Raw genomic sequence first — 24,003 nt, forward strand, 5'->3', positions numbered from 1 at the left:
CAGCAGTCCGCTCAGGTCCGGCCGTGCGCGCGAGCGGGGATCTGGGTCGCGAGCTTGCCGCCGGAGACGTCGAGCAGGGTGCCGGTGATGTACCCGGAGGCATCGCTCGCCACGAAGACGAGCAGGTCGGCGACGTCGTCCGCGGTCTCCCACCGGCGGAGGGACAGCGTGTCGAGCAGGCGGTCCTGCGCCTCGGCCGGCATCGTCGCGAAGCCGTTCATCGCCGTCGGCACCATGCCCGGTGCGTAGGCGTTCACGGTGATCCCCCACGGGCCGAGCTCCGACGCCAGGACCCGGGTGAACGAGACGACGGCTGCCTTCGACGCCGCGTAGGCAGCGCTCCCGACGCTGGGCACGATCGCCGCGAACGATGCGGCGTTGATGATCCGACCGCGCCCGGCGGCCTGCATCACCGGAGCCACGGCCTGGCTCATCAGGAACGTGCCGCCGAGGTTGACGTCCATGCAGCGGCGCCAGGCGTCCCACTCCAGTTCGGCGACCGTGCCCGTGACGTTGATGCCGGCGTTGTTCACCAGCACGTCGATCGTGCCGTGCCGCCGGACGACCTCGTCCACGGCGTCGCGCACCGATCGCGGGTCGGCGACGTTGCACACGACGTGGTCGAGCGGGAAGTCCGGCTCGAAGGCCAGGTCGAGCGCGACGACGCGGCTCCCCTCGCTGATGAAGCGGTCGGCGAGCGTGCGGCCGATCCCGCGCGCTGCGCCGGTCACGACCACCACGCGGTCGGTCAGGTCGAGGTGCATCGTTGCTCCCGTCGTCGGTGCCTTGAATAGGCATACTATTCGAGCATGACGGATCAGCGTGTGCTCTGGGTCACGGGTGGGGGCAGCGGGATGGGGGCCGCGAGCGCCGAGGCGGCGTCGCGGGACGGCTGGACGGTGGTGCTCAGCGGGCGCCGTGCCGAGCGGCTCGAGCAGGTCGCACGCACCGTCCGCGGCGCCGGGGGAACCGCGGACGTCCTGCCCCTCGACGCGAACGACCCCGACGCCGTCGCAGCCGCGCGGGACACCGTGCTCGAGCGGCACGGGCGGCTCGACGGGCTCGTGCTGGCGGCCGGGCTCAACGCCCCGCGACGCCGGTGGGACGACCAGTCGCTCACCGACTTCCGCGCGATCGTGGACACGAACCTCACCGCCGTCGTCTCGCTGGTGGACGCCGCGCTGCCGGCACTCCGCGCGGCCGGCGGCGTGGTCGTCGTCGTGTCGTCGTACGCCGGGTGGTCCTTCCAGCCGGGGGCGGGTGTCGCGTACTCGGCGAGCAAGTCCGCGCTCGCGTCGGTCGTCCGGACGCTCAACCAGCAGGAGGCCGAGCACGGCGTGCGTGCCACCCACCTGTGCCCGGGTGACGTCGCGACGGACTTCCTCGACCAGCGGCCGGAGGTCCCCGACGCGGCCGCGCGGCAGCGCATGCTCCAACCGGAGGACATCGGGCGGACGGTCGCCTTCGTGCTCGGGTCGCCGGCGCACGTGCGCATCGACGAGCTCGTGCTGTCGCCGGTCTCGCAGCGGTGACGAGCACCTTCGAACGGGTCCTCGACCAGGTCGGTGCCGCCGTCGTCTCCGGCGCGGTCGCCGTGGGCAGCCGGCGGAGCATCGACGACCTGGTGGCCTTGACGGGTGCCAGTCGCAGCATCGTCCGCGAGGCCGTCCGCGTCCTCGTCGCGCTCGGCCTGCTCAGCGCGCGGCGCCGGGTCGGCGTGACCGTCCTCGGCGTGCGGGAGTGGGACGTCCTGGACCCGCGTGTGGTGCGGTGGCGTCTGCGGGGCCCCGACGGTGACCGCGTGGCGGTCGAGCTCCGCGAGCTGCGCGCGGCGGTCGAACCCGCCGCCGCTGCCGCTGCGGCGCGGCGAGCGGCGCTCGACGCGTGCGCGGACCGACGGGAGGCCCTCCGCACCACCGCGGACGAGCTCGCCGCCGCCGCGACCCGCGACGACCGCCTCGACTTCGTGACCGCGGACGTGCGGTTCCACGCGCTCGTGCTCGACCTGTCCGGCAACGCGCTGTACCGACGACTGCACCAGGTCGTGGGCCAGGTGCTGCGCGAACGCGGGAGCGTCCGCCCGGACCGGCACGACGTCGGCCTCCACCTGGCACTCGCCGACGCCGTCCTCGACGGCCGCCCGGACGACGCGGCCTCGACCATGCGGGCGATCGTCGACCGCACGTGAGCGGAGCGCGCCGGACCTGCGAGGATGGACCCCGGCGCGCCCCACCGGTGCCCGTGGAGGGTGAGTCGTGGACGCAGCACAGGACCTGGTCGTCCAGCTCGTCGGCACCCCGTGGGCGTTCTTCGTGGTCGGCCTCGTGCTCGCCGTGGGCAGCGTCGCGGTCTTCCTGCCCAGCCAGGCACTCGTCGTCGCGATCGGCACGCTCCTGGTGGGCGGTGACGGCGGTCTCCTGCCGGTCCTCTTCCTCGTCGTCGCGGCGTCGATCGGGATGGTCCTCGGCGACCTCGGGCTCTACCAGCTGGCGCGGTCGGTCGACCTCGGCTCGAGGTCGTGGTTCGCGCGTCCGAAGGTCCGCGCGGCCCGGGACGCCATCGACGGCCGCTACCGTGCCGCTCCCGGGCGCATCGCGGTGCTCGGACGCTTCATCCCGATGGGCCGGTTGACGACGAACCTGGTCGGCGCGGACAGCGGGCTCGACCTCCGGCGGTTCCTGCTCAGCTGTGTGCTCGCCGACGTCGTGTGGGCCGCGTACTGCGTCGGCATCGCCTCGGCCACCGGGCGCTGGAGCCGCGAGCAGCCCTTCCTCGTCACGACCCTCGCGGTCGTGGCGTCGATCCTGCTCGGCCTCGCGATCTCCGCGATCGAGAAGGCCGTCCGACGACGCACCGAGGCTGCGGCCGCGGCCTGACGAACGTAGGCTGAGCACCCCGTTCGAAGGAGAACCCGTGCTGCTCGACGACCTCGTACCGGACCCCGACGCGCTCGAGCGCATCGCCACCGGCAGCACCTGGGCCGAGGGGCCCTGCTGGATCCCGTCGACGCGCACGCTGCGGTGGTCCGACATCCCCGGCGACCGGATCCTGCAGTGGCACGCGGATTCGGGGGAGACCTCGGTGTACGCGGACGGTGTCGAGTTCACCAACGGCCGCACGCTCGACCGGGACGGCAGCGTCGTGCAGTGCTCGCACGGGCTGCGTCGGGTCGAGCGGGACCGCGACGGCGTCGTCACGCCGATCGTCGACGTGTGGGACGGGGGCCGGTTCAACTCCCCGAACGACGTGGTGGTCGCGCGGGACGGCGGCGTCTGGTTCACCGACCCCGCCTACGGCATCACCCAGCCGCGCGAGGGACACCCGGGCGTGCGTGAGTACGGCGACCACTGGGTGTTCCGGTGCGGCACGGCGGGCGAGGACCTGCGACCAGTGGCGACCGACCTGGACGAGCCGAACGGTCTGGCCTTCGACCCGGACGAGCGGGTGCTGTACATCGCGAGCTCGTCGGGCGACGAGCCGGTCATCCGCGCCTACGACCGCCGAGGCGACCTGCTGAAGAACGGCCGGGTGTTCGCGCGGCTCGAGCCCGGAGAGGGTGCGCCGGACGGCATCCGGGTCGACGTGCACGGCAACGTCTGGTCGTCCTCGCACTGCGGCGTCGTCGTGTTCGACCCGTCCGGCGAGCGGATCGGTGAGGTGGCGGTCCCCGAGGTGACGTCGAACCTGTGCTTCGGCGGCGACGACGGCACGACGCTGTTCCTGACGGCGACGACCTCGGTGTACCGGATCGCCACGACGACGCGGGACGCTGCCGTATCCTGACTCGGCCATGCAGTGCGACTACTTCGACCGCGGGGTGTGCCGGTCGTGCACGCTCATGGGCCAGCCCTACGCCGACCAGGTCCTCGACAAGGAACTCCGCACGCGCGAGCTCCTACAGGACGCGGTCGAGGCCGCCGGGGGCCCCGGAGCGGTCTCCTGGTCGCCCGCGATCACGAGCCCGGAGTCGGGGTACCGGAACAAGGCGAAGATGGTCGTGGGCGGGACCGTCCAGCACCCCACCGTCGGCATCCTCGACCACCGGCAGCGCGGGGTCGACCTGCGGCACTGCGGGATCTGCACGCCCGGCATCCGGCACGCGTTGCCCGTGCTGGCCGAGTTCGTCTCGACCGCCGGGCTGATCCCGTACGACGTCGCCGCGCGCCGGGGTGAGCTCAAGTACGTCCTGGTCACCGAGTCGCCCGACGGCGAGCTGATGATCCGGTTCGTGCTGCGTTCCGAGGGGCAGATCCCGCGGCTCCGCCAACACCTCGACGCCCTGCGTGCCGCACTGCCGAACGCGGTCGTGGTGACCGCCAACCTGCTGCCCGAGCACAAGGCCGTCACCGAGGGCGACCGCGAGATCGTGCTGACCGAGCAGGAGACCCTGCCGATGCGGCTCGGCGGGATCACGATGCACCTGCGGCCGCAGAGCTTCTTCCAGACGAACACCGGCGTCGCGACCGAGCTGTACGCGCAGGCGACGGCCTGGATCGACGAGCTCGACCCGGCGTCGATGTGGGACCTGTACTGCGGCGTCGGCGGGTTCGCGCTGCACGCTGCCCGTCCTGGCCGCGTGGTGACCGGCATCGAGACGAGCGCCGAGGCGATCCGCTCCGCCAAGCAGTCCGCTCGTGAGGCCGGCCTCGAGGGCCTCCGGTTCGCCGCCGACGACGCGACCGAGCACGCCCTCCGGGCCCGTCCGGACGCGGTGCCCGAGCTCGTCGTCGTGAACCCTCCGCGTCGCGGGATCGGGGAGCGGTTGTCGACCTGGCTCGAGGATTCGGACGTCCAGCACGTCGTCTACTCGAGCTGCAACCCGGTGACCCTGGCGAAGGACCTGGCACGCATGCCGTCGTTCCGGCTGCGTCGGGCCAGGGTGCTCGACATGTTCCCGCAGACCGGTCACCTCGAGGCCGTGACCCTGCTCACGCGCGCCTGATCCCGACCGCCGATCGGCATTGCCAGGGAATTGCCAAGGACACGTACCCGGGTACGCCTCGATCGCCATGGCCATGGGCATCGAGCCGTTCAGGTTCTGGGGCGGGGTACATAGCATGCACGGGTAGAACCGTTTGTCTCGGTTTGATAACGGTCAAGAGTTTCCTATCGTTGCCGACCGAGGTGCCGCCGGCCCGATGACCACTGCCCCCGGTGGCGCACCCCCACAACTGACCGCGATCGGTCGGGGTGGGCAGTGGATCCCGCAACAGATGCGGCTCGTGACCCCGGTGGAGCAATCACATGAAGAAGCTTTCCCGTACCCGCACCATCGTCGGTGGCCTGGCGTTCGCCGGCATCGCCGCGACCGGTGTCGGCCTCGCGGCAGCCCCCGCGAACGCAGCGTCCGGTTCGACCTGGGACCAGCTCGCGCAGTGCGAGTCCGGCGGCAACTGGGCCATCAACACCGGCAACGGCTACTACGGCGGCCTGCAGTTCAACCTCGGTACCTGGCAGGCGAACGGTGGCGCGGGCAACCCCGCCTCCGCCAGCCGCGAGGCCCAGATCGCCGTCGCCGAGCGTGTCCTCGCCTCGCAGGGCTGGGGTGCCTGGCCTGCCTGCTCCGCCCAGCTCGGGCTGAGCGGCACCAGCGGTGCAGCGCCCGCCGCGGCGGCTCCGGCCCCCGCACCGGCTCCGGCGCCCGCACAGCAGGCTGCCCCGCAGCCCGCCGCTCCGGCACCGGCTCCCGCCGAGCAGGCCGCCCCGCAGCCGGCCGCGCCGAGCACGACCGAGTCGACGCCCGCCCCGGCAGCGACGACGCCGAGCAAGCCCGCCCCGGTCAAGACGAGCGGCAAGACGTACACGATCGCCTCGGGCGACACGCTCGACACGATCGCGACGAAGCTCGGGATCGACGGCGGCTGGAAGCAGCTCTGGGCCGCGAACACGTCGACCATCGACGACGCGAACCTGATCTACGCCGGCCAGGAGCTCCAGCTCCCCGCCTGATCTCTCCGCAGACCGAACACGACGACGCCCCACGACCTCGAGTCGTGGGGCGTCGTCGTGCGTGCGGAGCCGGGCTACTGCGGGTTGTCCGCGAGCCAGCCGGCGACGTCGTCGGACCGGAGCGCCTGGGACAGGGACCCGATCGCGAGCTGGTTCAGCGTCACGATCGACTGTCCGTCCGGTGACGTCCCGGAGCCCGCCGTCGGCACCGTGAAGGTCACGAGGTCGTCGGCCCGGACCGCGCGGAGCGACCACCCGAGTTCCGCCATCCGAGCGAACGTGAACCCCGCGTCGACCGACAGGTGCTCACTGGTCGCGGCGACGAAGTCCTGGATGCGCCCGGGGTTGGTGACGGTGCCGCGGGACAGCAGCCCGTCCACGACGCCGCGCATGAACGCCTGCTGGTTGCGGACCCGGGTGTGGTCGGCGTCGGCGAACGCGTGACGCTCCCGCACGAAGGCGAGTGCGTCGGTGCCGTCGAGGCGGTTCGTCCCCGCCACGAAGTCGTGGTGGGTGGTCGAGAAGGCCTGCGGGGAGGACACGGTCACGCCGCCGAGGGCATCGGTCATGTCCTCGAACCCGGTGAAGTCGATCTCGGCGACGTGGTCGACCCGGACGTCCAGGAGCTGCTCGACGGTCTGCACGGTCAGGGGTACCCCGCCCCAGGCGTACGCGGCGTTCATCTTGGCGCGGCCGTGCCCGGGGACCTCGACCCAGGAGTCCCGCATGATCGACATCAGGTAGACGTGCTGTCGATCGGCGGGGACGTGCGCCAGCATCAGGGTGTCCGAACGCCCGCCGGACGTCGAAGGGCCACCATCGGGGTTGCCCTGCGCCCGGGAGTCGGAACCGATGAGCAGGACGTTCTCACCTGCCGTCGGCGTCGGTCGGGTGCCGCTCGGGAACGGGTTCGTGATGGTCTCGCGTCCGGCGTCGAAGCTCCGAGCGAGACCGCCGACGAACGCACTCGCGACGACGGCGACGACCAGGGCGACACCGATGAGCGAGCCGAGCGTCGTGATCAGCGCGACGAGGAACGGCCGACGACGCCGTCTGCTGCTGGCGGCGTGGTGGGCGTGTGCAACGGCCGCGCGGGCGGCTCGGCGTTCGGACATGCGGGCTCCTGTGGTCAGGTCGGCACGGACCGACCACGGGATCTTACCGCATGTGGTATTTCATGAACAGTGTTTCACTCGGACTGCGGTTTGGCGAGCAGTTCGCCCAGTGCCGTCCGGAGCGCCGGGTTCTCCGGCAGGACCTCGCGCTCGATGTGCCGTGCGGTCTCCCAGGCGGATCGGCCGGCAGGCGTCACGCTCACCACGCGGCGCCGACGATCGGCGGGGTGCGGGGTGCGCTCGACCAGGCCGTCTCGCTCCATCCGCTCGAGCGTGCGGGACATCGTCTGCGGCTGGACCCGGGCCGTGCGGGCGATGGTGTCCGCGCCGGTCGGACCCGTCCGGATGAGGATGTCGATCGCGACGACCGCGGCGTGCGAGAGTCCGATGGCGCGGAGTCGTTCGTCCCAGTCCCGCTCGACGGACCGTGCAGCCGCGGACAGCAGGCGCCCGAGGGGCCACTGCTCGCTCGTGTCCTGCATGTCGTGATTCTATGGTCGTCAGGAGCGCTCGACCGTCAAGTAATCAGCATGCTGACGATCGGTGTACGCTCACCGACGTGTCCCGCTTCCTCCGCATCGTCCTCCCCGCGCTCGTCATCGTGGTCTGGCTCGGCATCGCCTCGGTCGGCGGTCCCTTCTTCGGCAAGATCTCCGAGGTCTCGACCAACGACCAGACCTCGTTCCTGCCCGCCTCGGCCGACGCCACGAAGGTGCAGGAGCGGTCCTCCGAGTTCCGCGACGAGTCCGGAGCGCCCGCGATCATCGTCCTCGAGCGCGACGGCGGCCTGACGTCGACCGACCTCGCCGACGCGAAGGCACTCACCACGACGCTGTCCGACCGCGCCGACGTCGATGCCGTCAGCCCGGTGATCCCGAGCGAGGACGGCGACGCGGTCGAGATCGTCGCCACGCTCACGCAGGACGCCGAGACCGGGGACGCGGTCGAGGCCATCCGGGCCGACGTCGACGACGCACTGCCGTCCGGGGTGAGCGGCTACGTCACCGGCCCGGCCGGGTTCACCGCGGACCTGACCGAGGCCTTCGCCGGCATCGACGGGCTGCTGCTCGGGGTGGCGCTCGCAGCGGTGTTCGTGATCCTGATCATCGTCTACCGATCACCCCTGCTGCCCGTCCTCGTCCTCGGGACCGCCACCTTCGCCCTGTGCGCCTCGATCCTCGTGGTCTGGTGGCTCGCCAAGGCCGACATCGTGACGGTCAACGGGCAGGTGCAGGGCATCCTGTCGATCCTGGTGATCGGCGCGGCGACGGACTACGCGCTCCTGTACACCTCGCGCTTCCGTGAGGCCCTGCGTGACCACCGCACCGGCTGGGACGCGACGAAGGCCGCCCTGCGGGGGAGTCTCGAGCCGATCCTGGCCTCGGGCGGCACGGTGATCGTCGGGGTGCTCTGCCTGCTGCTCTCCGACCTCAACTCGAACAAGGCGCTCGGCCCCGTCGCGGCCATCGGCATCGCGTTCAGCCTGCTCGCCGCCCTGACGCTCCTGCCCGCGCTGCTGCTCGCGTTCCGCCGCGCGGCGTTCTGGCCGCTGCGTCCCGTATTCGGCAGCGCCCACCCCGTGCTCACCGGTCCGGACGCCCGCGGCATCTGGGCGCGCGTCGGCCGGCTCGTCGCCCGTCGGTCCCGGGTGGTGTGGATCGTCTGCACGGTCGGCCTGCTCGCGATGGGTGCCGGCCTGTTCGGACTCAAGGCGGACGGGGTGCCGCAGAGCGACCTGATCATCGGGTCGTCGCAGGCGCGCGACGGACAGGACGTGCTGGCCGACCACTTCCCGGGCGGCTCCGGCAGCCCCGCGCAGGTCATCGGCGCGGAGCGCGACCTCGACCAGCTCGTCGACGCGATCACCGCGGTGGACGGGGTCGACGGTGTCGTCGCTGCGGCGAAGGACAGCCCCGCGGGGACCGTCCCGGTGACCGGGGACGCCGCCGGCAGCGGCACGCCGACGGTCTCCCGCGGTGACGTCCTGCTCGAGGCGACGCTGTCCGATGCCGCCGACTCGGACGCCGCCGAGCAGACCGTCCGCGACCTCCGCACCGCCGTCGAACGGGTCGACCCGGGAGCGATCGTCGGTGGCGTCACCGCGACGGCGGTCGACACGAACGACACCGGCATCCGTGACCGCACGCTGATCATCCCCGTGGTGCTCGTCGTGATCCTGCTGATCCTGATGCTCCTGCTCCGCAGCATCGTCGCGCCGCTCGTGCTGATCGGCAGCGTGATCGTGTCCTTCGCGGCGGCCCTCGGTGTCGGAGCGCTCGTGTTCGACCACGTGTTCCACTTCCCGGGCGCGGACCCGAGCGTGCCGCTGTACTCGTTCGTGTTCCTGGTGGCACTCGGCGTCGACTACAACATCTTCCTCATGACGCGAGTGCGCGAGGAGGCGCTGCGGCACGGTCCACGCGAGGGCGTCCTGCGCGGACTCGGCGTGACCGGCGGGGTGATCACGTCGGCGGGCGTCGTGCTCGCCGCCACGTTCGCCGCCCTCGGCGTGATCCCGATCCTGTTCCTCGTGCAGATCGCGTTCGTCGTCGCGTTCGGCGTCCTGCTCGACACGATCGTGGTCCGTTCGCTGCTCGTGCCGGCGCTGGCCTACGACCTCGGGCACCGCGCCTGGTGGCCGTCGCGCCTCTCGCGCACGAACCCTGACATGTGACACGCTGGACCCATGCCAGTTCCCTCGACGCAGCCCGCTGCCGAGCGCAAGCTCCTCCGTGACACGGTGCAGGACAAGATCCGCGACGCCATCATGGACGGCACGCTCGAGCCCGGGGAACGGCTCAACGACGACGACCTGATCGCCTGGCTCGGTGTCTCGCGGACGCCGATCCGCGAAGCCCTCGCCGAGCTCGCCCGGGCCGGGTTGATCGAGATGGCGCCGAACCGCTACACCCGGGTCGCGGCGCCGACGAAGGGGGAACTCCTCGACGCGTACCGCACCCTCGGCGTGATCTACGGCGGCGTCGTGCGGCTCGCGGTGCCCCGGTTCACGGACGCGCAGCGCAAGAAGATCGTGAAGATGCTCGACGACGTGCACGCGCGGGTGAGCGCCGACGAGCAGGACCAGGTGGCGCGCGACGGAGCCGGCATCTACGCCATGTGGGCGGATGCGTGCGGCAACCCGTCGCTCGTGCAGCTCTGCAACTCGACGACGGACGGGTTGTCCTTCAAGCTCCGCGTGCCGGAGCTCGCCGAGCTCCTGCCGGCCGACGTGATCCTGCCCGAGCTGACGAAGCTCAAGGACGCCATCGTCGCGAAGGACCCCATCGCTGCCGAACTCGCCATGGAGGCGATCCACCTGCTCCCGTCGCGCGACTAGCGCGCCGAGCGCGACCAGGAGACGGACTGGAGGCCCGTGGCGACCCCGCCACGGGCCTCCAGTCCGTCACGGGGTGACGGCGAGTACGGGGTGACCTTCCAGGCGCATCCCATGTCCGTTCCCCGCGCGGCGGTTATGGTTTCCCGGTGAGCAACGAACCCGAGCAGACGACCGAGCCCGCACACCGCGGTGCCGCGACGCCGCGCCACGGGCGCCAGAAGCGTCGGGCGGGCGTCGTGTTCCCGGCCGTCGCGGGGGTGCTCACGATGGCCCTCCTGCTGGGCGTCGGGTACGCGGGGTACGCGTACAACCAGCTGTCCGACGGCGTCACGATCGTCAACGCGATCACCGGCAAGAAGGACACGAAGGACGACGTCGACGGCAAGGCGCAGAACATCCTGCTCGTCGGCGACGATCACCGGCCGGAGAACGCCACCCCCGAGCAGATGGCGGAACTCAGCACGACGTCGGACGGTGGTGCGACGAACACCGACACGATGATCGTGCTGCACATCAACGCCGACGGCAGCCAGGCGACGATGATCTCGTTCCCCCGTGACTCGTACGTCGACATCCCGGACGTCGGCAAGGGCAAGCTCAACAGCGCCTTCTACTACGGCACGCTCAACGGCGGTGGCGACACCGGCGGTGCGAAGATGCTCATCAAGACGATCGAGAACCTGAGCGGCCTGCAGATCGACCACTACGTCCGCGTCTCGCTGCTCGGCTTCTACCAGGTCGTCAAGGAACTCGGCCCCGTCGACGTCTGCCTCAACCAGGCCACCAGCGACCCGTACTCCGGCGTCGACCTGCCGGCGGGCAAGTCCTCGCTCAACGCGAAGGAGGCGCTGTCCTTCGTGCGACAGCGCCACGGCCTGCCGAACGGTGACCTGGACCGCAACGTCCGCCAGCAGTACTTCCTGTCGCAGGAGGCCCGGAAGGTCACGTCGGCGGGGACGCTGCTCAACCCGGTGAAGATGGGGAACATCCTCAAGGCCGTCGGCGGATCGATCCAGACCGACACCGACCTCATCGACCTGGCGTCGCAGATGCGCAACCTGCGGCCCGGCAACATCCAGTCCGCCACCATCCCGACGCTCGGCACGCCGACCATCTACGTGAACGGCTCCGCCCTGTCGATCGTCGAGGTCGACACCGTCGGCCTGCCCGCGTTCGTGCAGGGCCTGGTCGGCGAACCCGAGGCGTACACGAAGGCCGGCCGCGCACAGCCGGCGAACACCTCGGTCACCGTGCTGAACGGCAGCGGGGTCGAGGGTGCCGCGACGGCTGCGGGGCAGGTCCTGACCGCCCGCGGCTTCCAGGTCGCCCCGGCCGGCTCGTCCGCGACGACGAAGACCACCCAGGTGCAGTACCCCGCCGGTCAGGAGTCGCAGGCGAAGGCCATCGCATCCGTGGTGCCCGGTGCCGTCGCCGTCCGCACCAGTGCGGTCACCGGTGTCACGCTCGTGCTCGGCACCGACGGCAAGACCGCGAAGCCGGTCGCGACCGAGCCGAGCGCCGGCGCCTCGACGCCGTCGACCGGCGGTTCGAGCACCGGCACGAAGCCGACGAAGAAGCCCGCGAAGGAGCCGACGCCCAAGTCGACCGACGTGCACAACTACGGCACCGAGGGCACCTGCATCAACTGATGGGAACCCGCCGGGCAACCGATCGGTAGGTTCACGGTGTGACCAGCGCCGCACGCCCGATCGTCCTGATGACCTACAACATCAAGAACCCGGACCCCGCGCACGACTGGCCGGCCCGCCTGCCGGTCGTGCTCGACCTGATCCGCCGGCACGACCCCGACCTGCTGTGCGTGCAGGAGGCCTTCGCGCACCAGATGGACGACCTGCGTGCCGGTCTGCCGGACCACGCCGACGTCGGACAGGGGCGCGAGGGCGGTGACGCCGGCGAACACGCGGCCGTCTTCTACCGCCGCGAACGGTTCCGGCCGTCCGACGAGGGGTCGTTCTGGCTGTCGGACACCCCGGACGAGCCCGTCTCGAACACCTGGGGCAGCCTGTACCCACGGATCGCGAACCACGCCCGGTTCCTCGACGCCGAGGGGCCCGCGTTCACCCTGCTCACCACGCACCTGGACCACGAGCCCGGTGCGCACGGTGACGAGGTCCGGGGCCGGAGTGCCGCGCTCATCGCCGAACGACTGGCTGGTACCACCGGCCCGGTCGTGTTCGCGGGGGACTGCAACGAACCCGCGGGGAGCGGGACGGCCTCGCGGGTGTTCGCCGAGGCCGGGTTCGCCGACGCCTGGCTCGCCGCGGGGGACTCCGCCGACCGCACCGCCACGTTCAACGACTGGCAGCCGCCGGTCGACTCGGGCGAGCGGATCGACTGGGTGCTCACCCGCGACGTCAGCGCCGTGGACCGCATCGTCATCGACCACGACGGCCCCGAGACCTGGTTCGCCAGCGACCACTTCCCGGTGGTCGCGACACTGCGGGTCTGAGTCGCTTCAGCAGCTCCGCTGCGCGTGGACGGGCATCGGTGAACCGAGCACCGTGACGGTCGTCTCGTTCGTCAGGGCGGAGACGCCGTTGGTGCCGGCGTCGTCGGAGTGCTCGCTCGACTCGTCGTCGTCGTCGTCGTGCCGGTCGGCCCAGCCCTCGCGGAGCAGGAGCTGCCAGGCGCGCGAGTCGTCCGAGCCGTAGGACACCCGCTCCGAACCGGGAGCGTCGGCGATCTCGTCCGCGATGTCGTCGCCCACCCGGACACCGCCGGGGCCGGTCAGCTCGATCTGTCGGCCGAGCACGCTGCGGACCGAGTCGCGCAGCACCCGGATCTCGACGGCGTTGCCGGCCGCCGCGTCGGTCGTCAGCGCTGCGACGCGGATGGCGCCGCCCCAGGTGTAGGTGGTGCCGGCGGGGAAGCACGCCCCGCCGTCGCCCTCGGCCGTCTGCGTGCGGGACGGTGTGCCGAGCAGACGGTTCAGGACGCTCACGGTCAGCCCGGAGTCGCGCATCGAGGACTCCACCACGGTGTCGTCGCCGTCCCGGAGCACCAGGGCCTCGGCGTCGAGCTCGATCGAGTCCACCCGTCGGAGTTCCGCCTTCGTCACGTGCACCGGAGCGGCGTCGTGCGAGGTCTCGGCGGCCACGGCCACGTCTGCCCCGAGCCCGGTTGTGCCGTCGAACGCGAGCGCACCGGCCGAGAAGGCCAGCACGGCGGCGCCGAGCGCCAGCAGGGTCCGAGGAGTCACCGTTCGACGGTAGGGCCTCGATCGGAACAGAACGACAGGTGTTACCGAATCGGAGCCTGCCCGTCACCGGACCGTGACAAACGAGGATCACGCACCTGCGGCCCTGGACCGGACCGGCCGGCGGGCGCAGGCCGCTCCGCGCAACGGGGGACAGCCTCCTGGACGGCCCGCAGCGACCCCCTGCGTACCGTCGGCGGCATGACGGACCAGCAGAACGACCAGACCGGGCCTGACCAGTACGTGATGCAGGACCCCACGAAGATGTACGCCGACAAGAAGCCCGACGAGCAGTACCTCGAGGGCGCCGGCACCGACGCGGAGATGGCGCAGAACGTCCCCGCCGACCACGGTGAGGACACCTATCGCGGCTCGGGTCGTCTGACCGGCCGCAAGGCACTCGTCACCGGTGGCGACTCCGGCATCGGCGCCGCCGTGGCCATCGCCTACGCCCGCGAGGGTGCGGACGTCGCGATCTCGTACCTGCCCGAGGAGCAGGAGGACGCCGACCGCATCGTCGCGCTCATCGAGGCAGCCGGACGCAAGGCCGTCGCACTGCCGGGCGACATCACCTCGCTCCAGGTCTGCGAGCAGCTCGTCGCCGACGCGGTCGAGCAGCTCGGTGGCCTCGACATCCTGGTGAACAACGCCGGCAAGCAGCAGAACGTCGACGACATCACCAAGATCTCCGACGAGGAGTTCGACGAGACCTTCAAGACCAACGCGTACGCGACGTTCCGGATCACGAAGGCCGCCGTGCCGCACCTGCAGCCCGGCTCCACGATCATCAACACGACGTCGATCCAGGCGTACGCCCCGTCGCCGCACCTGGTGCACTACGCGGCCACGAAGGCGACCGTGAACAACATGGCGAAGGGCCTGGCCGCGCAGCTCGCGCCGAAGGGGATCCGCGTCAACGCGGTCGCTCCTGGCCCGATCTGGACGCCGCTGCAGCCGGCCGGCGGTCAGCCGCCGGAGGCGCTGCCGAGCGCGGGCGAGCAGACCTACCTGGGTCGCTGGGGCCAGCCGGCCGAGCTCGCGCCGGCCTACGTGTTCCTGGCGAGCGGTGAGTCGTCGTACGTCGTGGGCGAGACGCTGCACGTCGACGGTGGGATGCCGACGCCGTAGGGCGCTGTTCCTGACGGGGCTCTGACGGGAGGCGCGGTGCCGGTGGGTACCGCGCCTCCCGTCGTCCGTGTGGTCGGGTCCAGGGCGCCTGGTCGCGTCAACAGCTGACGGAGCGCGCCATCCGCTCGAGGAGCTCGCGCGCCGACATCGCGGCGGCCAGCTCGACCTCGACGGGGTTGATGCCGATCGCCTGCTCGAACGCGCGACGGCGGGCCTGGTCGGCGATCGGCACCTCGGGCCGCTGGGGCAGCACGGCGATGGCTCGAGCCGCCGCCTCGAACGCACCGGCGGGCCGTCCGAGCTGCTCCCACATGGCCCGGACGTCGTGCGCCACCTGGTCGGGGTCGCCGCCGAACTCGAAGCCGGTCGAGGCCATGGTCGCGAGTCCCTGGGCTGTGGGGTCGTTCGGGGTCATGCCCGCATGGTCGCACGGACGGCCGCGAACCGGCTCGACGTCGTGGTCTGTCCCCCCTTGTGCCCACACCCGTACCGGGGATTCTGGTGTCCCCCGTTCTGCGTTTGGATGGAGGTACCCCGGATCCGGGGTGACACGGACAGGACGTCCGGGGACGACGGAGGGCACGATGCTCGAACACACCAGCGCCGACACGCAGGCCGCGGCGGCCGCGGCGGCCACGCTGCACCTGCGGATCACGATCGTGGGTGCCACCGTCGACCTGCTCCGGGACGTCCCCTTCCACGAAGCCCGGCCCGTGCAGGTCGCCGAGCGGATGGGCATCAGCGTCGCCGAGCTGGAGCAGCACTTCCCGTCGTGGGACGGCCTGGTCCTCGCCGCGCTGGACCGCTGGAACGGTGCCCGGATGGACGAGGTCACGCACGAGGTCGGTGACGGCTCGACCGTGGACCTGCTCCGCGCCATCGTCGCCTCGAACGCCGAGGACCCGGCCCTGATGCGCCTGCTCGTCGCCTTGCTGTCCGTCGCGGGCAACCCGGCGCACCCGATGGCGACCTACCTGCGGTCGCGGTACCAGCTCTTCTTCGCGCAGATCAAGCGCGGCCTGGAGCACGACGTCGCGATCGGCCGTGCCCCGCACACGATGGACCCCCGCCGCGGCGCCGAGCAGCTCATCGCCCTGTACGAGGGGCTGCAGCTGCAGGCCCTGCTGCGCGCCGAGCTCGACCTGGTGGCGGCGTTCGACCGCGCGGTCGCCCGGCTCGAGCGCGGCTGGATGGAACGGTACGAGCCGCAGGCCGCCCGCCGTCTGGCGATGTGGGACGACGACGACTCGGGCAGCTGGGAGATCTGACCGGCGGTTCGTCCGCGGAGCGCGTTCCCCGCGCCGTCGTGCAGCGCCCCGCGGGTACTCCGGGAGTCGCAACCTGACGGAAGGAACCGACATGGCAGCACCGAACCCCATCCAGGTCCAGAAGTACCTGAGCGGCATCGACTACCCGGCGTCCAAGGACGACGTGGTCTCGACGGCCGAGCAGGAGGGCGCCCCGGACGACGTCCTCGAGGCGCTCCGCGCGATCCCGGACGGCGAGTACGACGCCCCGACCGCGGTGTCGAGCGCGGTGTCCGACGCCGGCTGAGCGCAGTACGCCCACTTGGTGAGCAGAAGAGGTCGGGTGCGTGCGTCGCACCCGACCTCTTCTGCTCACGAAGCGCCTTACGAAGCGCCGGCCGCGCAGCTCACGAAGCGCCGCCCGAGCGCGACCCGCGGGGTACCGAACCGTCGCCGGGGTCGTAGCCGGTGTCACGGATGACGCGCAGCGCCGTGGTGTCGTTGTGGACCGAGTGCACGACGACCCGACGCGTCCGGCGCAGCGCTCGACGGGCACCGGGCGTCGCGAAGAGTCCGCCGAGCACCAGGCCCGCACCGATCCCGAGTGCCACGGACACCGCCGCCACGAAGTCGAGCGCGGCGCTCGACGAGCCGGACATGAAGTTCAGCAGGGCGTTCGACACGGCGACACCGGGCAGCAGTGCCCCGCAGAACGCCGGTACCGCGATCGCCGCCACGGCCGTGCGCATCCGGACGGCCGCGTAGGTCGAGAGCACCCCGAGCAGCACCGCCGCCAGGAACGTCGCCCCGAGGAGCGGCAGCCCGGCCTGCCGGAGCGCCCACAGCGCGGCGCCGGCGGCGACCGAGAACACCACGGCGACCGGGATCACGCGGGCGCTGGCCTGCTGCACGAAGCAGTTCGCGCCCGCCGACACCACGGTCAGTGACAGCGACGCCCAGAGCGGCAGGGTCTGCGTCACGATGCCGGACGGGTCGACCTCGATCCGCAGCCAGTGCGTCATGGCGATCCCGGCCGGTACCCCGACCACGATCGCCGCGATGACCAGTCCGATGTAGAACGCCCGGGCCACGGCCATCGCTCGGAACCCGGAGATGGCGTCCTGCGCCCAGGTCACCAGGGACGGGTGCGGCAGCAGGAGCACCACGAGCGCCGCCACCATCGTCGCCGCACCGTTCGCGTTCAGCACGCCGGCCCAGATTGCCAGCGTGCCGATCGCCGACGCCACCGCGCCCTGCGCCCCGGACACGAAGAACTGCGGGTACCCCCGGTCGGTCAGCCAGCGCCCGGAGACGATGATCCCGAGCATCAACACGAACGCCCCGAGTCCCGCACGCCATCCGCCTCCGGCCTGCACGGCGATCGAGATGCCGAGGATCGACAGGCCGACGTCGGACAGCCACATCGGCCACCGCGGTGGGAGTCGCAGCACGGCGACCAGGGCGCTCACCGCCGAGGTCATGTCGCGGTCGTCGTGGATCAGGTCGTCGACGATCTGGTTCGCCCGCGCGAGCTTGTCGAGGTCGGAGCCGTCCGACCGCACGGTGCGGACCTTGACGAGCGGCGGGACGTCGGCCGGGGCGTACTGGATGGTCACCGAGCTGCCGGAGAAGTCGAGGTCGAGCGGCGCGAGGTTCCACTTCGTCGAGACCGCGACGACGGCCGTCTCGACGCTGCGGGTGTCGGCACCGGAGGCGAGCATGACCTCGGCCAGGTCGAGGCAGAAGTCGACGATCTGGGTCGCCGTGTACTGGTCGCGCCCCTTGGCGTCGGGCTCGACGTGCTCGTAGATCGTCCCGCGCAGGCGGGCCCGTGCGTCGCGCAGGTCGTGCTGCGCGAGGCTGCGGCGTCGTGGCCGGGGTGGGCGGCCCGGCTTGTGCGGGCCCGGGGGGTGCTGCTCGGCCATCACGCCATGGTGCCAGTCGACGGCAGCCGAGTCCGGACGTCCGCTGGACGCCTTCGGATCAGCCCCGGCGGCGCGTGCTCAGACGACCGAGGGTGAACGCCGCGACGACCGCGCCCACCAGCACGAGGACCGGTCCGGCGGTCAGCTGCCACGGTCGGCCATTGGCGACGAACGCGTAGTCGGACAGCGGGGCGAAGGCGACGAAGCCGAACGTGAACGTCGGAGCCGTCAGCACGAACACGATCCCGACGACGACGGCCAGCAGGCCGAGCCAGAGGGCGACGAGGGTCGGGGTGGCGAGGAAGCGGGGCACGGCACCCAGCGTAGGTGGACGACGGACGGGAGGCCCGGTGCCAGCTGGCACCGGGCCTCCCGTCCGTCACGTGGTGACGGTTCCTGCTTCGCGCGCCTACTGCGCTGCGTTCGCTACTGCTCGAAGGTCGCGTGCAGCGTGATCTCGACGCCGGTCAGCGCCTTGCTGACCGGGCAGGTCGCCTTGGCGTCCTCGGCGGCCTTGAGGAAGGCGGCCTCGTCGATGCCGGAGACCTCGCCGCTGACGGTCAGGACGATGCCGGTGAGGCGGAAGCCGCCGGCCGGGTCCGGGCCGAGCGAGACGTCGGCCTTGACGTCGAGGGCCTCGACCGTGCCGCCGGCCTCGCCGAGGACCGCGGAGAACTGCATGGCGTAGCAGGCCGAGTGTGCGGCGGCGATGAGCTCCTCGGGGCTCGTGGTGCCCCCGGCGTCCTCGGCGGTGCGCTTCGGGAACGAGACGTCGTACGTGCCGACCTTCGAGCTCGAGAGTTCGACCTGGCCGGAACCGTCCTCGAGGCCGCCGTTCCAGGCGGTGCGTGCGGTGCGAGTGGGCATGCCCGCTCCTTTCGTGTGGGGGAGCGGCCCCGAGCGGGACCGCCGCTCCTGAGTCAATCGGAGAACGAGCGTTCTCGCAACGGGCTCACGGCGAAGACGCAGGTCTGCCCTACGATCTGGCACATGGGGGACAGCGACAAGACAGGCTTCCGCGAGTCCGTACTCGAGCAGGGGCCGGCCGACGTGACGAACCCGGTGGTCGCCTGGCTCCGGTTCTGGACGCAGGGGTGGCGGTTCCACGGGCGGGCGAGTCGCTCGGAGTTCTGGTGGGTGATCGCCCTCGAGCTCGCGCTGGTCGGCGTCGCGCTCTGGGTCGTCGGCGCGCACGGGACCGGAGGGCGGTGGGAGATGTACGTCGACCCGTTCGGGGTCGTCCCGTCACCGCGGGTCTCGTTCCACCTGATCGACCGCGGGCAGGGGGCGTGGTTCGGCTGGGGCAGCGGTGGGCGGGACGTCTGGCCGGACGCGTGGGACCTGGCGATCCTCGTGCCGACGATCCTGACCATCGTGCCGCGGTGGTCGCTGCTCGTGCGGCGACTGCACGACCGGGACCACACCGGGCTGTGGATCCTGCTCCTCGTGTTCACCGGACCGCTCGGTGCGGTCGTGCTGGGTGTCATGGTGGCGCGGTCGTCGCGCCCTGGTGGGGCACGGTTCGACCGCGGACTGTTCGCGGGAGGGCGTGACCCCGAGGCAACTGGACGACACATGTCGTCCTCGACGACAGGTGTAGCGTGAAGGGCGATCAAAGGAGAACCCCATGCGCGCCGTCGTGTTCGAGCAGTACCAGACCTTCCCGTCCCTGACCGAGGTCCCGAAGCCCGCACCCGAGCCGGGTGAGGTCCTGCTCAAGGTCGCCGGCGCCGGTGCCTGCCACTCGGACGTCGCCGTCTACCGCGAGTTCCAGCAGGGGCAGCCGGGAGCCCAGGCCCCCGCCTTCGTGCTCGGCCACGAGAACTCCGGCTGGGTCGAGGCCGTCGGTGACGGGGTCACCGGCTTCGCCGAGGGCGACGCCTACCTGGTCTACGGGCCGGTCGGCTGTGGGCACTGCTCGTACTGCTCGAAGGGGCAGGACACCTACTGCGAGAACGCCGCGACGAACCCGTACATGGGGATCGGCCTCGGGCGCGACGGTGGCATGGCGGAGTACGTGAGCGTCCCGGCGCGGAACCTCGTGCCGCTCGGCGACGCCGACCCGGTCGCCGCCGCACCGCTGAGCGACGCCGCCCTCACGCCGTACCACGCGATCAAGAACTCCCTGCCGAACCTGGCTGGTGGCGGTCGCTTCGCGCTCGTCGTCGGGCTCGGTGGCCTCGGGCAGATCGCCGTGCAGATCCTCACGGCGCTCACCGGTGCCACGGTCATCGCGACCGACATGAAGCAGGACGCGATGGACCGCGCCGCAGCCCGGGGCGCGATCACCGTCCCCGGCGGCCCGGACCAGGCCGAGCGCATCCGCGAGATCACCGGCGGACGCGGAGTCGACGCTGCCTTCGACTTCGTCGGTGCCACCCCCACGATCAAGGTCGCGCAGGCCTCGATGGCGGTCGGCGGGCGGTTCACCGTCGTCGGGATCGCCGGCGGCACCACCGAGTGGAACTTCTTCGCGACGCCGTACGAGTCGACGATCACGAACACCTACTGGGGCACCATCGAGGACCTGCACGAGGTCGTCGCGATGTACCGCGCCGGGCAGATCGTCCCCGACGTCGAGCGCTACGCGCTGTCCGACGCGCTCGAGGCGTACCGGAAGCTCGAGGCCGGGGAGCTCTCGGGTCGCGCGGTGGTCGTCCCGACGCTCTGAACCGGGCGTGCCTGGCCGGATCGGGCGTACCTGGCGGAATCGGGCGTACCTGGCGGAATCGGGCGTACCTGGTCGGAAGTTCTGACCAGGTACGCCCGATTCCACTTGCCAGTGCGGGTGTTCTGGGAAGGAACGGCCGACGCTCTAGCGTCCCGCGGCGTAGCCCTGCGCGCCGCGGGGGTTCGCGGCAGCGCCGAGGACCCCGGTGTCCGGGTCGCGGGTGACGCACGACAGCCGGCCCAGGCTCCAGTCACCGCCGCGGGTCACGACGTGTCCGCGGGCCTCGAGCGCCGCGATGACCTCGTCGCCCAGGCGGTCCTCGACGACCAGTCCGGCGGGCTCCCACGTGCGCGGCCAGAACGACCCCGGGAACGACGTGGTGTGCAGCGCCGGTGCGTCGATGGCCTGCTGCGGGGAGTACCCGCCGACGATCCACCGCAGCAGGAACAGCAGCTGCCACTGGTCCTGCTGGTCACCGCCGGGGGAACCGAGCGCGGCGACCGGCTGCCCGTCGCGGAGCACCAGGGTCGGGGTCAGCGTGGTGCGGGGGCGCTCACCGGGGCGCAGGGTCGAGGCGGTGCCCGGTTCGAGCCACGTCATCTGCAGGCGGGTGCCGAGGCAGAACCCGAGCTCGGGGATCGTCGGCGACGACTGCAGCCACCCGCCGGAAGGCGTCGCGCTGACGATGTTGCCCCAGCGGTCCACGACGTCGATGTGGCACGTGTCGCCGCGGGTCTCGCCGTCGGGGGTCACGAACGGCTCGCCGCGGTCCTCGAGCGGAGCGGCGGGCGGGACCTCGGTGTCGGCTTCTGCCTCGCGGGCGACCTGCACGGTCGGCTCGCCCACCCCGACCGACCCGGCGGAGTCGTACGAGGTCCGGACCGGCGGCAGCGCGTGTTCGACCCCGGCGACCGTGCCGGGGCGGAGCTCGGCCGAAGCGCGCTCGCCGATCAGCGCACGGCGCTCGTCGGCGTAGGCGTCGGAGAGCAGGACGTCCATCGGGACCTCGCCGTCGCCGTAGAACGCCTCGCGGTCGGCGAGGGCGAGCTTCTGCGCCTCGACGATCGTGTGCGCGCCGAGCTCGGTCGACGGGTCGAGCAGGGCGTCGTCGAGCGGTTCGAGCAGCCGCAGTGTCTGGAGCAGCGCCGGACCCTGGCCCCACGGTCCGGTCTTGGCGATCGTGCAGCCGCGGAACTCGGCGGTCGTCGCGGGTTCGTACGACGCCCGGAACGCCGCCAGGTCGGAGGCCCGGATGACCCCGGCGTGGTCGGTGCCCGACGCGTGCCGGTGCGGTTCGCGGACGAACCGGTCGATCGCCTCGGCGACGGACCCCTCCGCCCACTCGGACCGGGCCGCATCGATGCGGCCGGTCCGGCTGCCGGCGCCGGCACCCGCCTCGACCAGCCGGTCGAGCACTGCGGCGAGTGCCTCGTTGCGCACCAGGTCCCCGGGGACCGGCACCGTGCCTCCCGGCAGCCACTGCGTGGCGGAGGTGGGCCAGTGCTGCTCGAACAGGCCGCGCACGGCGGTGATCGTCCGGACCACCGAAGGTGCGACCGGGTGTCCGTCGCGGGCGTACTCGATCGCGGGGGCGAGGACGTCGGCCAGCTCCCACGTGCCGTGGTCGCGGAGCAGGAGCAGCCAGGCGTCGACCGCGCCGGGGACGGTCGCGGCCAGCGCGCCGGAGCCGGGGACCAGGTCGAGGCCCTCGGCGCGGTAGTGCTCCGGGCTCGCGCCCTCGGGGGCGGGGCCCTGACCGACCAGCACCGTCGGCACGGGGTTGACTGCCGTCGCGAAGACCGCCGTCAGGTCGCCCCCGGGGCCGTTCAGGTGGGGCTCCACGACCTGCAGGACGAAGGCCCCGGCGACGGCGGCGTCGAAGGCGTTGCCGCCGCGCTCGAGCACCGACTGGGCGGTCGCCGTCGCGATCCAGTGCGTCGAGGCCGCCATCCCGAACGTGCCGCGCAGGTCCGGACGGGTGGTCTGCGCTGCGGGCGGGACGAAGGCGGGGTTCGGCGTCGACATGGTCCCATCCTGTCCCGCGGCGATCGGCTCCGTGCTGTACACCCCCCGTCCAAGGGGTTGTGCACCCCGCGCAGAAAAGCGAACATCGTTCGGCGACTCGTGCAGGGCGAGCGCCGAACGACCGCGCGCTCGCACGGTCGTTTCCAGGGCAGGGGATCCATGACCACCACTCCGTCGACCGTCGCACGTGCGCGCCGACTCCCACGCATCGCCGGCGCCGTGACGGCACTGGCCCTGGCGGCGGGGGCGCTCGTGGCGACAGCCGAACCGGCAGCGGCCTCTGCGGTCTGGGTCGGCTCGGCCCCGGCCGGCACCAAGATCCTGCCCGGGGACCAGGTCACGTCGCCGAACGGCCAGTTCAAGCTCATCATGCAGGGCGACGGCAACCTGGTGGAGTACGGCATCGGCAACCGCGTGCTGTGGGCGTCGAACACCGCCGGCAACTCCGGCGCGATCGCCGTGGTCGGCAAGAACCGTGCCCTCGACATCACCAAGAACGGCAAGCGTGTGGCCCGATGGGCCTCGGCCGGCACCGTGAACTCGACCGCACTGAAGGTGCGAGCCGACGGCACGATGGCGCTGCTCGCCGGCAAGACCGTGGTGGTGAGCTGGAACGGCTACCAGGACCGCGTCCCGTCGGGGAACACCATCCTGGGCGGCACCGTGCTGCGATCCGACACCTCGAACACGCGCATCCTCAACATGCGCACCGACGGCAACCTGGTGCAGAAGGTCAGCGGCCGCGTCGTCTGGCAGTCGCGCACCGGCGGGCACCCGGGCGCCTGGGCCGAGCTGCAGGCCAAGGGCAACTTCGTCATCTGGACCCGTGACGCCTCGCGCAAGAAGGTCGCGCTCTGGAGCTCGCGCACCAGCACCGCCGGGTCGGGCAACCTGCTCGTCCAGGTCGACGGCAACGTCGTGCTCTACGGCGCCAAGGACACCCGCGTCTGGTCGAGCCGACCGGTCACCGGCCTGGCCTGGCCGGTCAACGGCACGAAGATCACCGGCCGGTACGGCGACGACCGCGGCGCCGGGCACGTCCCGCGCTACCACCAGGGCACCGACGCCCCGGTGCCGGTCGGGACGGCCGTGTACGGCTCCGGGACCGGGACGGTCACCAAGACCATCGCGAACGACGCGGCCTACGGCAACTACATCGTCGTCACGTACGGCATGACGGCGGTGCTAGTCGCGCACCTCAGCAAGATCGAGGTGAAGCAGGGGCAGATCGTGAAGCTCGGCACCGAGATCGCGAAGTCCGGCAACACTGGGCAGTCGACGGGGCCGCACGTGCACGTCGAGACGCGGCGGAACGGCACCCTCGTCGACCCGCTGAAGAACATGCACTTCCGCTGAGGCGGGGGACGCGCGCGGGGCGGGGTTCGGCGG

General features: G+C 71.9%; 25 protein-coding genes. 16 read left to right on the forward strand and 9 right to left on the reverse strand.

What is annotated here, in order from left to right; all coding sequences use genetic code 11:
• Positions 1–11: 11 nt before the first annotated feature.
• On the reverse strand, positions 12–764 hold the full coding sequence (locus DEJ02_RS08415; protein WP_111032651.1) for an SDR family NAD(P)-dependent oxidoreductase: 753 nt from the start codon (positions 762–764) through the stop codon (positions 12–14).
• Positions 765–809: 45 nt separating this feature from the next.
• Here DEJ02_RS08415 and DEJ02_RS08420 point away from each other — a divergent pair, with 45 nt between their 5' ends.
• The 6 genes from DEJ02_RS08420 to DEJ02_RS18745 all read left to right on the forward strand — a co-directional run bounded on the left by DEJ02_RS08420 (position 810) and on the right by DEJ02_RS18745 (position 5,949).
• Complete coding sequence (locus DEJ02_RS08420) at positions 810–1,532, forward strand: SDR family oxidoreductase (protein ID WP_181440307.1); 723 nt, start codon at positions 810–812, stop codon at positions 1,530–1,532.
• Positions 1,529–2,188, forward strand: coding sequence for a FadR/GntR family transcriptional regulator (locus DEJ02_RS08425; protein WP_111032653.1), 660 nt, complete (start codon positions 1,529–1,531; stop codon positions 2,186–2,188). Before DEJ02_RS08420 ends, DEJ02_RS08425 begins: the two co-directional genes overlap by 4 nt.
• 67 nt (positions 2,189–2,255) lie before the next feature.
• Positions 2,256–2,876, forward strand: coding sequence for a DedA family protein (locus tag DEJ02_RS08430; RefSeq protein WP_111032654.1), 621 nt, complete (start codon positions 2,256–2,258; stop codon positions 2,874–2,876).
• A 40-nt stretch (positions 2,877–2,916) separates the two neighbouring features.
• The gene (locus tag DEJ02_RS08435; RefSeq protein ID WP_375342364.1) at positions 2,917–3,783 is read left to right on the forward strand and encodes an SMP-30/gluconolactonase/LRE family protein; all 867 of its coding nucleotides are present in this window, start codon (positions 2,917–2,919) and stop codon (positions 3,781–3,783) included.
• Between the two features lie 7 nt (positions 3,784–3,790).
• Positions 3,791–4,942, forward strand: coding sequence for a 23S rRNA (uracil(747)-C(5))-methyltransferase RlmC (gene rlmC / locus DEJ02_RS08440; protein WP_111032655.1), 1,152 nt, complete (start codon positions 3,791–3,793; stop codon positions 4,940–4,942).
• A 302-nt stretch (positions 4,943–5,244) separates the two neighbouring features.
• The gene (locus DEJ02_RS18745; protein WP_111032656.1) at positions 5,245–5,949 is read left to right on the forward strand and encodes a transglycosylase family protein; all 705 of its coding nucleotides are present in this window, start codon (positions 5,245–5,247) and stop codon (positions 5,947–5,949) included.
• Between the two features lie 74 nt (positions 5,950–6,023).
• Here DEJ02_RS18745 and DEJ02_RS08450 read toward each other — a convergent pair whose 3' ends face one another.
• Together DEJ02_RS08450 and DEJ02_RS08455 are read right to left on the reverse strand one after the other, a co-directional pair.
• The gene (locus DEJ02_RS08450) at positions 6,024–7,064 is read right to left on the reverse strand and encodes an LCP family protein (RefSeq protein WP_111032657.1); all 1,041 of its coding nucleotides are present in this window, start codon (positions 7,062–7,064) and stop codon (positions 6,024–6,026) included.
• A 74-nt stretch (positions 7,065–7,138) separates the two neighbouring features.
• Positions 7,139–7,546, reverse strand: coding sequence for a MarR family winged helix-turn-helix transcriptional regulator (locus DEJ02_RS08455; RefSeq protein WP_111032658.1), 408 nt, complete (start codon positions 7,544–7,546; stop codon positions 7,139–7,141).
• 77 nt (positions 7,547–7,623) lie between these two features.
• On the opposite strand from DEJ02_RS08455, the gene DEJ02_RS08460 reads away from it, so the two are divergent.
• The 4 genes from DEJ02_RS08460 to DEJ02_RS08475 all read left to right on the forward strand — a co-directional run bounded on the left by DEJ02_RS08460 (position 7,624) and on the right by DEJ02_RS08475 (position 12,871).
• Positions 7,624–9,738, forward strand: a complete 2,115-nt coding sequence (locus DEJ02_RS08460) for an efflux RND transporter permease subunit (protein WP_111032659.1) — start codon at positions 7,624–7,626, stop codon at positions 9,736–9,738.
• Positions 9,739–9,750: 12 nt separating this feature from the next.
• Positions 9,751–10,401, forward strand: a complete 651-nt coding sequence (locus DEJ02_RS08465; protein WP_111032660.1) for a GntR family transcriptional regulator — start codon at positions 9,751–9,753, stop codon at positions 10,399–10,401.
• Positions 10,402–10,547: 146 nt separating this feature from the next.
• Positions 10,548–12,050, forward strand: coding sequence for an LCP family protein (locus DEJ02_RS08470; RefSeq protein ID WP_111032661.1), 1,503 nt, complete (start codon positions 10,548–10,550; stop codon positions 12,048–12,050).
• Between the two features lie 38 nt (positions 12,051–12,088).
• Positions 12,089–12,871 carry an endonuclease/exonuclease/phosphatase family protein gene (locus tag DEJ02_RS08475; protein WP_111032662.1) on the forward strand — a complete coding sequence of 261 codons (783 nt, stop codon included), beginning with the start codon at positions 12,089–12,091 and terminating at the stop codon, positions 12,869–12,871.
• A 6-nt stretch (positions 12,872–12,877) separates the two neighbouring features.
• Here the strand turns inward: DEJ02_RS08475 and DEJ02_RS08480 are convergent, their stop codons facing one another.
• On the reverse strand, positions 12,878–13,621 hold the full coding sequence (locus DEJ02_RS08480; RefSeq protein ID WP_111032663.1) for a hypothetical protein: 744 nt from the start codon (positions 13,619–13,621) through the stop codon (positions 12,878–12,880).
• A gap of 198 nt (positions 13,622–13,819) precedes the next feature.
• Here DEJ02_RS08480 and DEJ02_RS08485 point away from each other — a divergent pair, with 198 nt between their 5' ends.
• A complete protein-coding gene (locus DEJ02_RS08485) occupies positions 13,820–14,746 on the forward strand; it encodes an SDR family oxidoreductase (protein ID WP_111032664.1) in 927 nt (308 codons plus the stop codon).
• A 97-nt stretch (positions 14,747–14,843) separates the two neighbouring features.
• Here DEJ02_RS08485 and DEJ02_RS08490 read toward each other — a convergent pair whose 3' ends face one another.
• Positions 14,844–15,161, reverse strand: coding sequence for a hypothetical protein (locus DEJ02_RS08490; RefSeq protein WP_027467174.1), 318 nt, complete (start codon positions 15,159–15,161; stop codon positions 14,844–14,846).
• Between the two features lie 169 nt (positions 15,162–15,330).
• Between DEJ02_RS08490 and DEJ02_RS08495 the strand changes: the two genes are divergently transcribed.
• On the forward strand, positions 15,331–16,014 hold the full coding sequence (locus DEJ02_RS08495; RefSeq protein ID WP_027467173.1) for a TetR/AcrR family transcriptional regulator: 684 nt from the start codon (positions 15,331–15,333) through the stop codon (positions 16,012–16,014).
• A 91-nt stretch (positions 16,015–16,105) separates the two neighbouring features.
• Positions 16,106–16,300 (forward strand): DUF2795 domain-containing protein, encoded by a 195-nt coding sequence (locus tag DEJ02_RS08500; RefSeq protein WP_027467172.1) that lies wholly within the window; start codon positions 16,106–16,108, stop codon positions 16,298–16,300.
• Positions 16,301–16,400: 100 nt separating this feature from the next.
• Here DEJ02_RS08500 and DEJ02_RS08505 read toward each other — a convergent pair whose 3' ends face one another.
• The 3 genes from DEJ02_RS08505 to DEJ02_RS08515 all read right to left on the reverse strand — a co-directional run bounded on the left by DEJ02_RS08505 (position 16,401) and on the right by DEJ02_RS08515 (position 18,785).
• Positions 16,401–17,918 carry a threonine/serine exporter ThrE family protein gene (locus DEJ02_RS08505; protein ID WP_111032665.1) on the reverse strand — a complete coding sequence of 506 codons (1,518 nt, stop codon included), beginning with the start codon at positions 17,916–17,918 and terminating at the stop codon, positions 16,401–16,403.
• Positions 17,919–17,976: 58 nt separating this feature from the next.
• Complete coding sequence (locus DEJ02_RS08510; RefSeq protein WP_111032666.1) at positions 17,977–18,231, reverse strand: hypothetical protein; 255 nt, start codon at positions 18,229–18,231, stop codon at positions 17,977–17,979.
• A gap of 113 nt (positions 18,232–18,344) precedes the next feature.
• Complete coding sequence (locus DEJ02_RS08515; protein WP_027467170.1) at positions 18,345–18,785, reverse strand: OsmC family peroxiredoxin; 441 nt, start codon at positions 18,783–18,785, stop codon at positions 18,345–18,347.
• A 123-nt stretch (positions 18,786–18,908) separates the two neighbouring features.
• Here DEJ02_RS08515 and DEJ02_RS08520 point away from each other — a divergent pair, with 123 nt between their 5' ends.
• A complete protein-coding gene (locus DEJ02_RS08520; protein ID WP_111032667.1) occupies positions 18,909–19,523 on the forward strand; it encodes a DUF805 domain-containing protein in 615 nt (204 codons plus the stop codon).
• 22 nt (positions 19,524–19,545) lie between these two features.
• Complete coding sequence (locus DEJ02_RS08525) at positions 19,546–20,589, forward strand: NAD(P)-dependent alcohol dehydrogenase (RefSeq protein WP_111032668.1); 1,044 nt, start codon at positions 19,546–19,548, stop codon at positions 20,587–20,589.
• A gap of 144 nt (positions 20,590–20,733) precedes the next feature.
• Here DEJ02_RS08525 and DEJ02_RS08530 read toward each other — a convergent pair whose 3' ends face one another.
• A complete protein-coding gene (locus DEJ02_RS08530) occupies positions 20,734–22,614 on the reverse strand; it encodes a gamma-glutamyltransferase family protein (protein WP_111032669.1) in 1,881 nt (626 codons plus the stop codon).
• 159 nt (positions 22,615–22,773) lie between these two features.
• Here DEJ02_RS08530 and DEJ02_RS18750 point away from each other — a divergent pair, with 159 nt between their 5' ends.
• Positions 22,774–23,970, forward strand: a complete 1,197-nt coding sequence (locus tag DEJ02_RS18750) for a peptidoglycan DD-metalloendopeptidase family protein (protein ID WP_111028636.1) — start codon at positions 22,774–22,776, stop codon at positions 23,968–23,970.
• Positions 23,971–24,003: the final 33 nt, after the last annotated feature.

The sequence above is a fragment of the Curtobacterium sp. MCLR17_042 genome (genome assembly GCF_003234695.1).
Taxonomy (GTDB): domain Bacteria; phylum Actinomycetota; class Actinomycetes; order Actinomycetales; family Microbacteriaceae; genus Curtobacterium; species Curtobacterium flaccumfaciens.

Coding starts and splice junctions, on each gene's coding strand:
- DEJ02_RS08415 (WP_111032651.1), bottom strand. CDS start 764: ATGCACCTCGACCTGACCGACCGCGTGGTGGTCGTGACCGGCGCAGCG.
- DEJ02_RS08420 (WP_181440307.1), top strand. CDS start 810: ATGACGGATCAGCGTGTGCTCTGGGTCACGGGTGGGGGCAGCGGGATG.
- rlmC (WP_111032655.1), top strand. CDS start 3,791: ATGCAGTGCGACTACTTCGACCGCGGGGTGTGCCGGTCGTGCACGCTC.
- DEJ02_RS18745 (WP_111032656.1), top strand. CDS start 5,245: ATGAAGAAGCTTTCCCGTACCCGCACCATCGTCGGTGGCCTGGCGTTC.
- DEJ02_RS08450 (WP_111032657.1), bottom strand. CDS start 7,064: ATGTCCGAACGCCGAGCCGCCCGCGCGGCCGTTGCACACGCCCACCAC.
- DEJ02_RS08455 (WP_111032658.1), bottom strand. CDS start 7,546: ATGCAGGACACGAGCGAGCAGTGGCCCCTCGGGCGCCTGCTGTCCGCG.
- DEJ02_RS08465 (WP_111032660.1), top strand. CDS start 9,751: ATGCCAGTTCCCTCGACGCAGCCCGCTGCCGAGCGCAAGCTCCTCCGT.
- DEJ02_RS08485 (WP_111032664.1), top strand. CDS start 13,820: ATGACGGACCAGCAGAACGACCAGACCGGGCCTGACCAGTACGTGATG.
- DEJ02_RS08490 (WP_027467174.1), bottom strand. CDS start 15,161: ATGACCCCGAACGACCCCACAGCCCAGGGACTCGCGACCATGGCCTCG.
- DEJ02_RS08495 (WP_027467173.1), top strand. CDS start 15,331: ATGCTCGAACACACCAGCGCCGACACGCAGGCCGCGGCGGCCGCGGCG.
- DEJ02_RS08500 (WP_027467172.1), top strand. CDS start 16,106: ATGGCAGCACCGAACCCCATCCAGGTCCAGAAGTACCTGAGCGGCATC.
- DEJ02_RS08505 (WP_111032665.1), bottom strand. CDS start 17,918: ATGGCCGAGCAGCACCCCCCGGGCCCGCACAAGCCGGGCCGCCCACCC.
- DEJ02_RS08515 (WP_027467170.1), bottom strand. CDS start 18,785: ATGCCCACTCGCACCGCACGCACCGCCTGGAACGGCGGCCTCGAGGAC.
- DEJ02_RS08520 (WP_111032667.1), top strand. CDS start 18,909: ATGGGGGACAGCGACAAGACAGGCTTCCGCGAGTCCGTACTCGAGCAG.
- DEJ02_RS08525 (WP_111032668.1), top strand. CDS start 19,546: ATGCGCGCCGTCGTGTTCGAGCAGTACCAGACCTTCCCGTCCCTGACC.
- DEJ02_RS08530 (WP_111032669.1), bottom strand. CDS start 22,614: ATGTCGACGCCGAACCCCGCCTTCGTCCCGCCCGCAGCGCAGACCACC.
- DEJ02_RS18750 (WP_111028636.1), top strand. CDS start 22,774: ATGACCACCACTCCGTCGACCGTCGCACGTGCGCGCCGACTCCCACGC.